This window comes from Jeotgalibacillus proteolyticus (genome assembly GCF_050107735.1).
GTDB lineage: Bacteria > Bacillota > Bacilli > Bacillales > Jeotgalibacillaceae > Jeotgalibacillus > Jeotgalibacillus proteolyticus_A.
In genome coordinates, this window is sequence record NZ_JBNILO010000020.1 from 1 (window position 1) to 10081 (window position 10081).

The 10081-nt window shown below is 40.9% G+C and carries 10 protein-coding genes and 1 tRNA gene; 4 read left to right on the forward strand and 7 right to left on the reverse strand.

Annotated elements, in window-relative coordinates:
• Window positions 1-305: 305 nt before the first annotated feature.
• The gene (locus ACQCT8_RS18825; RefSeq protein WP_426873668.1) at window positions 306-1208 is read right to left on the reverse strand and encodes a DMT family transporter; all 903 of its coding nucleotides are present in this window, start codon (window positions 1206-1208) and stop codon (window positions 306-308) included.
• 97 nt (window positions 1209-1305) lie between these two features.
• On the opposite strand from ACQCT8_RS18825, the gene ACQCT8_RS18830 reads away from it, so the two are divergent.
• Window positions 1306-1998, forward strand: a complete 693-nt coding sequence (locus tag ACQCT8_RS18830; RefSeq protein ID WP_426873670.1) for an MgtC/SapB family protein — start codon at window positions 1306-1308, stop codon at window positions 1996-1998.
• A 164-nt stretch (window positions 1999-2162) separates the two neighbouring features.
• On the opposite strand, the gene ACQCT8_RS18835 is transcribed toward ACQCT8_RS18830, so the two are convergent.
• Window positions 2163-3590, reverse strand: coding sequence for a DHA2 family efflux MFS transporter permease subunit (locus ACQCT8_RS18835; RefSeq protein WP_426873672.1), 1428 nt, complete (start codon window positions 3588-3590; stop codon window positions 2163-2165).
• A gap of 140 nt (window positions 3591-3730) precedes the next feature.
• On the opposite strand from ACQCT8_RS18835, the gene ACQCT8_RS18840 reads away from it, so the two are divergent.
• A complete protein-coding gene (locus tag ACQCT8_RS18840) occupies window positions 3731-4165 on the forward strand; it encodes a MarR family winged helix-turn-helix transcriptional regulator (RefSeq protein ID WP_426873674.1) in 435 nt (144 codons plus the stop codon).
• A gap of 139 nt (window positions 4166-4304) precedes the next feature.
• On the opposite strand, the gene ACQCT8_RS18845 is transcribed toward ACQCT8_RS18840, so the two are convergent.
• Together ACQCT8_RS18845 and ACQCT8_RS18850 are read right to left on the reverse strand one after the other, a co-directional pair.
• Window positions 4305-5156: a DegV family protein gene (locus ACQCT8_RS18845; protein ID WP_426873676.1), complete on the reverse strand. Its 852-nt coding sequence runs from the start codon at window positions 5154-5156 to the stop codon at window positions 4305-4307.
• 277 nt (window positions 5157-5433) lie between these two features.
• Window positions 5434-5505 (reverse strand) — tRNA-Ala (locus tag ACQCT8_RS18850).
• Between the two features lie 103 nt (window positions 5506-5608).
• Here ACQCT8_RS18850 and ACQCT8_RS18855 point away from each other — a divergent pair.
• On the forward strand, window positions 5609-6358 hold the full coding sequence (locus ACQCT8_RS18855; protein ID WP_426873678.1) for an ion channel: 750 nt from the start codon (window positions 5609-5611) through the stop codon (window positions 6356-6358).
• Here ACQCT8_RS18855 and ACQCT8_RS18860 read toward each other — a convergent pair.
• The 3 genes from ACQCT8_RS18860 to ACQCT8_RS18870 all read right to left on the reverse strand — a co-directional run bounded on the left by ACQCT8_RS18860 (window position 6346) and on the right by ACQCT8_RS18870 (window position 9507).
• On the reverse strand, window positions 6346-6753 hold the full coding sequence (locus ACQCT8_RS18860; RefSeq protein WP_426873680.1) for a YugN family protein: 408 nt from the start codon (window positions 6751-6753) through the stop codon (window positions 6346-6348). The genes ACQCT8_RS18855 and ACQCT8_RS18860 overlap by 13 nt on opposite strands.
• A gap of 96 nt (window positions 6754-6849) precedes the next feature.
• On the reverse strand, window positions 6850-8199 hold the full coding sequence (locus tag ACQCT8_RS18865; protein ID WP_426873682.1) for a glucose-6-phosphate isomerase: 1350 nt from the start codon (window positions 8197-8199) through the stop codon (window positions 6850-6852).
• A 144-nt stretch (window positions 8200-8343) separates the two neighbouring features.
• A complete protein-coding gene (locus ACQCT8_RS18870) occupies window positions 8344-9507 on the reverse strand; it encodes an iron-containing alcohol dehydrogenase (protein WP_426873684.1) in 1164 nt (387 codons plus the stop codon).
• 167 nt (window positions 9508-9674) lie between these two features.
• On the opposite strand from ACQCT8_RS18870, the gene ACQCT8_RS18875 reads away from it, so the two are divergent.
• Window positions 9675-9929 (forward strand): DUF378 domain-containing protein, encoded by a 255-nt coding sequence (locus ACQCT8_RS18875; RefSeq protein ID WP_041060614.1) that lies wholly within the window; start codon window positions 9675-9677, stop codon window positions 9927-9929.
• Window positions 9930-10081 lie beyond the last annotated feature (152 nt).

The window sequence follows — 10081 nt, forward strand, 5'->3', positions numbered from 1 at the left end:
CCAGCGTTCGTCCTGAGCCAGGATCAAACTCTCCGTAAAGTGTTTGATAAAGCTCATAGTGTTTCTTGTAAATCTTGTACTAACGTTGACGTTTTTGGTTGTTTAGTTTTCAAGGTTCAAGGTGTTTTGCAAAGGTCTTCCTCAATGAGGCGACTTTATTATCATACATCCTGCAAAGCTCTGTGTCAACACTTTTTTTAAGTTATGTTTTTCGACTTCATTGCTTTTCTCTCTTAAGGACGAGTAATAATATAACACGGAAAAATATATAATGCAATACATAATATGATTTTTTTACGAGATTACTATACTTCTTGTTTTTTTCTAATTCCCCTCTCTCTGTTTCCCTTCCAAATGAATAACCCCAGACCTGCTATGACAACTGTCCCTCCAATAATTTGTGAACTCCTCAGACCTTCGCCAAGTATATAGAAGGCCAGAACAGAAGCTCCAACTGGCTCAAATAAGATCGCCATAGATATAAAGGTAGTTGAAATCCACTTTAGCGACCAGTTAAAAAGAGAATGGCCAAGCAGAGTCGGCAAGATGGCAAGTAAAAGAAAATAAATCCATTCTGAAGAATTGAAAGGCCCAAATGATTCTCCCTTAACCAGCACATAAACAAATAGAATAATTGAACTCATGCTATACAAAATAAACGTATAGGTAACAATTGAAAGTCTTTTCCTTACCTCCTGGCCAAATAGCAAATAGGCAGTAACAAGAGCACATGCTGCAAGGGCCAGAAAATCCCCCCATAGTGCCATTCCGCTTATTTTAAAGTCACCCCAGCTTATGATCAAGCTTCCAGCGATTGCGATGCAAGCACTTATAAGGGATGATTTTGTCATTCTTTCGTTAAAAAACAAAAAGGCTCCAGCGAATGCAAAAAGCGGCTGAAGTGTAACAAGGACTGTAGAGCTTGCAACAGATGTATATTGAAGAGATTCAAACCATAATATAAAATGAAAGGCTAAGAAAATTCCTGCAATAACTGTAAAGCACCAGTCTTTTAAGGACAATTTGGATATTTCATTTCTATAGTAGAGAAAAAAAACCGGTGTTAGCAACAGTGCACTGAAAAACATTCGGTAAAAAGCGATAACTCCCGGTTCGGCATTTGAAAGCTTAACGAGAATAGCGGAGAAAGAAACAGTCATAACGCCAATTAAAATAGCAAAATAGGCTTTCTTATTTGTTTGATTCATAAAATACCTCCAATTTACTCAGGTGCTGTGTATAATAAAAAATGTGTTCTGAGCGTTATATACATCTTACTAAAAAAGGAAAGAAGGAGGTGCCTAAATGTTTGAAATAGATCAAATTGTATTAATTAAACTCGGACTCACGGCTCTCCTCGGTTTAGTGATAGGACTTGAGAGAGAATTAAAAAGGAAACCGGTTGGACTGAAGACCAGCCTTGTAATTTCAATAGTAAGCTGTTTGCTGACGATTGTTTCCATCGAATCCGCCTATTCTTTTCCAGGAGACGACAGTGTGAATATTACAATGGACCCGCTGCGCCTGGCAGCTCAGATCGTTTCTGGGATTGGCTTTTTGGGAGCAGGCGTTATTTTACACCGCGGTAATGATACGATCTCCGGGTTGACGACCGCTGCGATTATCTGGGGGGCAGCAGGTATCGGCATCGCAGTAGGGGCTGGTTTTTTTGTGGAAGCCATCTTGGGCGTTGTTTTACTCATTATCAGCGTGGAACTTCTTCCTTTGATGCTGATGTGGATCGGGCCCGTACGATTAAAGGAAAAAGAGGTTTATTTGAAAATTATAGTTCATCATGCTAATTACGCCGGGCCTGTAGTCAAAATGCTTGAACAGGACAATATTAAAGTGGATAAAGTCCGACTCAAGGATATAAAGAATGATTTGCATATGATCGAACTGTTTACATCGGTTCATCAAAGACGGCAAGAAACAGATATCTATACCTTTGTTTCTGCTCTGCCCGGGGTCACAGGAGTTGAAATTGAAAGCAGATAATCATCCCCTTTAACCCTGCTGTGTTCTTATACAATATTTCCTTTCTCATAAAATTCTGCCCGCTGCACTCCTACTGGGGATAAAATGAAAAATCCGATCGACTAAGCAGATTCTCATCAGAGGTTCAGCTTAATTGATCGGATTTTTAATGTGTCTCATTATAGTTAGGTAGCGCTCTGTCTTTCTGCTCTTGCTTGTTTTGGGTTGCTTTTAATGAAAAAGGCGAGGATGAGCCCTATTACTGCAGAAATGCCTGCGGCCATAAAGGAAGTGTTTACTCCGTGAACGAGGCCTTGAACCCCTTGTTCTGGAAGCGCACTGCTGGTCATGATGGTCACAAGCAGCGCCGTTCCCACAGCCCCTGCTACCTGGCGCATCGTATTGTTCATGGCTGTGCCGTGCGGGATCAAACTTGCAGGAAGCTGATTTAATCCCGCAGTCGTCACCGGCATCATCACCATCGCCATTCCGAACATTCTAAATGAGTTAACTACAGCTAAATAGGTGAAGGTGGTTTCTGCTGTTAGTGTTGTAAACATAAATGTCGATATTGCTAAAATGGACATGCCTGTAATAGACAGCCATCTCGCGCCAAATTTATCAAAAAGCCTGCCTGTAATAGGGCTCATAATGCCCATTAATAAGGCGCCCGGCAAGAGCATAAGCCCGGAATCAAGTGCTGAAAACCCAAGCATATTCTGCATAAACAATGGCAATATAACAGCACCGCCAATCATGGAAATAAAAATCAGCATCCCTAAGATCGTGGTGATTGTAAAGACTTTGTTTTGAAAAACTTTAAATTGCAAAATGGGACGCTCAAGCTTTAATTGTCTTAAAATGAACCAGACAAGAGCAATAGATCCGACCAGCAGCGAAATAGATACTTCCCACGTTGTCCAGCCATTGCTGCCTGCTGAACTAAATCCGTATAATAAGCCGCCGAACCCGAATGTTGATAAAATAATGGATAATACATCGAGCTTCGGAAACTTTTGTTCGGTTATATTTTTCAAAATAAAATAAGCTACTGCTATATCAATGAGTATGATAGGCAAAACTACGTAGAATAAGCTTCTCCAAGGAAACTGATCCACAAGCCATCCGGACAGTGTCGGACCTATAGCCGGAGCAAAAGCAATCACCAATCCGAACATCCCCATCGCTGCCCCGCGTTTTTCTTTTGGATAAATTAAAAATAAAATGGTCATCATTAAAGGCATGATGATTCCTGCACCTGAAGCTTGAAGAACTCTTCCTGCCATCAAGACCGTAAAGCCCGGCGCAATAGCGCAAATGAGCGTCCCGACTCCAAATAAACCCATTGCAGTAAGAAACAACCCCCGCGTTGTAAATCGTTCAATTAAAAATGCGGTAATCGGAATCATTATCCCGTTGACTAACATGAATATAGACTGCAGCCATTGGGCCGTATTGGCATCGAGTTGTAAATCTTCCATGATATGCGGCAGTGCCGTGGCTAATAGTGTTTGATTTAGAATAGCTGCGAAAGCCCCTGAAATTAAGACAATCAGTAAAGGAATTTTATTAAAGGCCGGCTTCGCTTCTTTTAATGACTGTTGTTCTGCCATAATGATCCTTCTTTCTTTAAAATGGTTGTATCATACAAGTACATGATTGTATAATACAACTAAAATAATCGTCATTCAAGAAATTCGTGTTTGGATAACGAAAATCATTAGGTAAAAGCAATAGACAAGGTGGAGAGAAAATGAGTAAAGAATCCCTGACTACAATAGAACTTGAGATGGCAGTTCTCGTTAGACGCATTACGTCCATTGCTTCAAATCGGAAAGATGACAGCCTGGTGCGTTCAGCCTACCTTCTGCTTCATCAGATTTCCGTTGAAGAAACAGCAGGTGTTAAAACGTTATCGAATGAATTGCAGTTGGATATTTCAACGGTTAGCAGACAGGCTGCTTCATTGGAGCAAAAAGGGTATGTCGAGAGAGTCCCCTCTCCTCATGACAAACGAGCCTACTTTTATCGAATTACTGAAATAGGATTAAAAGAACTGACACAGTATAAAAAACTGCGTCTGGAGAAAATATCAAAGCTGCTGCATGACTGGGAGGAAGATGAGCAGCAAAACTTCGGCCAGCTCTTAAAGAAATTTAATTATGCCATAAAGGATCTTTCTTCATAACTCTACGGCAGGCAAATGTGGCAGCTATACTCTTAAGGCAATTAACCGTCAAAGTGCGTAAAAAAGGAGGCTGGGACTATTTCGTCCCAGCCTCCTTTAAACGATTTTTTATTTTAAAAATGAGTTAGCAAGTTATTCGTCATTTTTCCAACCCTGCGATTCCAAACCCACCAGGTCCCGAGTGAGTAGAAATCATTGCACCGGCTTGTATCCATTTCACGTGCTTGAACCCTGCCTCTTTAGCTAATTCATCCATCCGGTTTTTAATGCTTTCATCTAATCCTATTGAGAACATCAAATAAAGCTGGTTACGGTCAATTGTAAATTCATCCAAATAATCCTTCATAAGTTTTTCTGCCACTACAGACATTTTCCCGCGGTATTTTTTTGTAGACACCAGCTTGCCTTCTATTAACTCGATGCAGGGTTTGATTTTTAATAAAGATCCTCCGATAAAAGCAACATTGCTGACCCGCCCACCTGCTCTTAAAAAATCCAGACTTCCCGGTATAAAAGCAAGCCTCGACTTCCCGATGACCGACTCTAGTTTCTCAATCAGCTCCTCTGGTTTCATCATTGGTTCTTTTTCTACTAACTCTGCTGCGTACATGACGATCGCTGTCAATCCTCCTGTCACATTCAAAGCATCAAGTAAATGAATGTCTTGAAACTGTTCTGCGGCGATCACTGCATTTTGAAACGATGATGAGGCTTTTGAAGTATAGCCGATATGAACAATCGCACTTCCCGGATAATTTTCTTGAATTCTCGAAAAAAACTCTTCATATTCATGGGCGTTGGTGGAAGTGGTAGAAGGTATTTTTTTTGTTCGATTGTAGAAGTCATAGATTTCCTCCACCGGCAAAGAACCATCAAGATAATCCTTGCCATCCATGATAACGTGCATAGGAACAACTTGAAGATGATGCTTTTTTATTAAATCCGCAGGTAAATCGGCCCCGCTCTCTGTTGACAATATAATTCTTTTCATTCAATCTCCACCTTTCTGTAACCCCGGTATTCTTTTGGGTATAAAACCTTTGAAACATAAATATATTAATTATTCAGAAAATAAAACAGAGACAATCTTAATTTTAAGCGGCTGATAGAAAAGTACGGAGCATGTATGGTGCCGATTGAAACGGTGAATGAAGTGACATCTTAAAAGGAGATGAACTGAAAAATATATGGCAACCGTATATTGACTGCCTAAAAAGCTTTTTGATGAAAAAAATCCTCTAACCAGTGCGGTTAAAGGATTTTTTTAATGGAGCTAAGGGGATTCGAACCCCTGACCTCTTCGCTGCCAGCGAAGCATTCTCCCGCTGAACTATAGCCCCTCGAACGGTACATATTATATTATACGTTTTATTTTGCACCTGACAAGGGGTGAATTGAAATTTTTATGAAAAAGTGGTCAAGACTAGAGGGGAGGTGATGTTAATGAGCTGGGCAAAACTTTGGCGATTGCCGAAATGGTTGTATTTAATAGTCTTGATCAGCCTATTTGTCGGCATTTTTGGTATTTTTATTCATGTAATTGAACCGGTTACTTTTCCTACATTTTGGGAGGGTGCCTGGTGGGTGCTGATTACCATCTCTACAGTGGGCTACGGTGATTACGCTCCTGCTTCAGCCACCGGACGCTTGCTGACGGTAGTTATCATTCTTCTTGGTGCTGGTCTTATATCAAGTTATTTTTTCACAATTGCCTCTTCCGCCTTCATCCGTCAGCAGGCGCTTGAAGACGGCACGCGTTCTTATACTGGACGTAACCATATTATCTTGATTGGCTGGAATGCCCGGACCTCATGGCTTCTTGAGCAATATGCATCAAGTGCTGTGGTACTGATCGATGATTCCCTTGAAAAGCATCCTCTGCTGCAGACAAGCCCTTGTCAATTTATAAAAGGAAAGCCCTACTATTTTGACACGTTGAAAAAGGCTTCTCTTTCCACAGGCAGTGCTGTAATTATTACAGCGAACCAGCATGTGGATGAAGAAGCCGCCGATGCTCAGACTGTTTTGACACTGCTGACAATACGCCGGCTTCATCCGACCATTCCCTGTATAGTTGAACTTCTTACACATGAGCATGTGGATTCAGCTAAAAAAGCAGGTGCAACCACAATTGTTGAGTCCCACGCAACTGTTGGGAGGGCTCTGACAGATTCACTTAGTCAATTAACCTGAACAGCGGTCTCGGCTTTCCTGATAATATTTACTCCTTGTTCCTGGTACTCTTCAGGGATGTCAGAATCAGCATCTTTAGGGGATTGGAATTGATTAAACGCGGCAGAAATATTGCCAATTTCTCCATCTTTATCAATTCCATCTTCGTACTGATGGCCAAGTAAAAATGGAACACCGATTTTCACTTCAACACCTGGCCGATCTAAAAGCCCTGTTGTTGCCTTAAAAGGAAGACGTACATAGTAATAACAGCCCTCTTTTGCTAAGCGGTAATCAAAATAACCATGATCGTATTCCCAGCCTCCGCCTACAGAAAAGCCGATGGGTTTTAACGCTGTTTCGAGTTTATATAATGTGGTTTCATATCCGTTTAATGAAGATTCAATTTGAATCATGCCCGTCACCATCCTTTTTCTGTAGTTTTTCCGAGATTACTGCAGGTATGCAAAAAAAAAGTGAGCTGAAAGCCTTAGCTTCAACTCACTCATTTTTTATTTTAATCGTTTTTCAAGTTCAGCTTTCTTTTCTTCAAACCCTGGTTTTCCGAGTAAGGCAAACATATTTACTTTGTATGCTTCAACTCCCGGCTGATCAAATGGGTTTACACCCAGAAGATATCCGCTCATAGCGCAAGCCTTCTCAAAGAAGTAGACCAAATAGCCAAATGTATAAGAATCCATTTCTGGAATTTCAACTACGAGGTTTGGCACCCCTCCATCATTATGAGCGAGAAGAGTCCCCTGAAACGCTTTATTGTTCACAAAGTCCACCGTTTCTCCAGCTAAATAATTCAAACCGTCAAGATCACTTTCAGCTTCCTCAATGGTTAACTCATGACGCGCCTTCCCTACTTTAACCACGGTTTCAAATAGGTCGCGGCGTCCCTCCTGAACATACTGGCCAAGAGAGTGAAGATCTGTTGAAAAATTTGCAGATGAAGGGAAAATTCCTTTTAAGTCTTTTCCTTCACTTTCGCCGAATAGCTGTTTCCACCATTCGTTAAAGTACTGCAGACCCGGCTCATAGTTAATGAGCATTTCAATGGTTTTGCCTTTGTTGTAAAGGACATTGCGAATGGCTGCATACTGGTAGGCTTCATTTTGTTCCAGCTCAGAAGAACTGTATGCTTCCCGTGCATCAGCAGCACCTTTCATCATTGCTTCAATGTCTGCACCGCTCACTGCAATTGGCAGTAAACCGACAGCAGTAAGCACAGAGTAGCGGCCGCCTACATCATCCGGTACCACAAATGTTTCGAACCCTTCGTCATCAGCAAGTGTTTTTAGTGCACCTTTTGATTGATCCGTGGTGGCATAAATGCGGCTTTTCGCTTCCTCTTTGCCATATTTCTCTTCAAGGAGCTTTCGGAAAATACGGAAAGCAATTGCAGGCTCAGTGGTTGTACCTGATTTTGAGATAACATTGATTGAGAAATCCTTGCCTTCAAGTACATCCATGACATCACGCATATAAGTGGAACTAATATTGTTTCCGATAAAAATAACCTGCGGCGTTTTTCTCTGCTCTTTCGTAATAGCATTGTAAAAGCTGTGGTTCAGCATTTCGATTGCTGCACGTGCGCCAAGATACGAGCCGCCGATTCCCACAACCAGCAATACATCTGAATCATTTTTAATTTTTTGGGACGATTTTTGAATACGTGAAAATTCCTCTTTATCATAGTTTACCGGCAGATCAATCCAGCCTAAATAATCACTGCCAGCACCCGTGCCTTCATGAAGGGCATGATGGGCCTGTTTAACCGTATCCTGAAGATATGTAAGCTCATGTTCTCCAAAAAAGTCAAGCGCATTAGAATAATCAAAACGAATATGTGTCATGTCGTTTCCTCCGTTAAATGTATTTCCTTTCTTCACTTTATCGAATGTCAGACAGAGAATCAAGAAAGGTTCAAAATGAAAACGGATACAGTTTAAATTCAGAAAAAAGGGGCTGTATTTTCGACAAATAAGCCCCTTTTTTGTTTATAGTGATGCGGTTAAAATTTCTACAACATCTTCTTTATGAAGAGCTTTGAAATTGCCAAATTCTCCATTGATCATTGCTTTATCAGCCATAACCTCAATTTTTTCATCCGTGATATCATAATCAGCAAGACGAGTCGGTGCACCAATGCTGCTCCAGAACGCGCGAAGGCGTTCTATTCCTTCCAGACCGATTTCTTTATCGCTTTTTCCTTCAGGATCTACTTCAAATACGCGTATCGCCATTTGTTTAAAGCGGCCTTCGTTCACCTCAAGGTTATGCTTCATCCAATTCGGGAATAAAATCGCCAGTCCGCCAGCATGCGGGATATCATAAACGGCTGAAACCGCATGTTCAATATTATGAGATGCCCAATCGCCGCGATAGCCCATTTGCAGCATGCCATTTAAAGCAAGCGTACCGCTGTATAGGATAGTTTCACGAAGCTCATAATTTTCAAGGTCATCTACAAGCTTAGGACCTGTTTCAATAACCGTTTTCAGCACCCCTTCAATCAAGCGGTCCTGAACTGGTGTGTTTGAGGTATTGTGATAGTATTGCTCAAACAAATGAGACATCATATCCACAATTCCATACACCGTTTGATTCTGAGGAACCGTAAATGTATTTTGAGGATCTAAAATCGAGAATTTCGGGAATGTTGCAGGACTTCCCCATCCATACTTTTCCTGTGTTTCAAGATTTGTGATAACAGATCCGGCATTCATTTCTGAGCCAGTTGCTGCCAGCGTCAGCACAGTTCCGAATGGAAGCGCCTCTTCTGCAGCTGCTTTTTTGGTCACAAGATCCCATGCTTCACCATCATATTTCGCACCTGCTGCAATGAGTTTTGTGCAGTCAATCACACTTCCGCCGCCTACAGCTAAGATGAAATCAATATTTTCTGTTTTGCAAATATCAATTCCTTTTTCAGCTGTAGTAAGACGAGGATTGGGTTCAACTCCTGACAGTTCAAAAACAGATGCTCCAGTTTCATTAAGCACCGAAATTACCTGATCATATAAACCATTCTTTTTAATGCTTCCCCCGCCATATACAAGCAGGACATTTTTGCCATATTGAGGAATTTCCTGTTTTAACTGTTCAAGTTGATCTTTGCCAAATATTAATTTTGTTGGGTTGTAAAAAGTAAAATTTTCCATAGATTTCTGCCTCCTTAACGTTCTTTTTCATTATCGTGGATGAAAGGATTGTTTGCAAAAAAGATGCTCACCGTTCTCCATATTGCAAAGAAAATTACCAGTATAGATTAACCTGTCTTCACCATACTAATACTGCTTTAACTATTTAAGTAAAGGAGGGGAAGATGTTGAGCGGAATTCAACGTGCTGCTTTAGTTCTTACCATCATTGGTGCTTTAAATTGGGGACTTATTGGTTTTTTCCAATTTGATTTAGTGGCTGCGATTTTTGGCGGTCAGGATGCTGCATTATCTCGTTTGATTTATGGATTAGTCGGAATCGCCGGTTTAATAAACCTCGGATTGTTGTTTAAACCATCCGAAGAGGTGTCCCGGAAAACCCGTAAAGAAAATGATGTGGATCCACAACCCACAATTAGCTAATCAAGCGTGTTAAAGAACATGCTAAAAAAGAGGCTGGGACAAAACTCAGCTGAATAAACGAGAATGCCCTCATGAACTTTAGTAGCTCATGAGGGCATTTTTTATTTGGATAATTAAAATTTTTAATAATAGATAAGGACAACCTCTGGTAA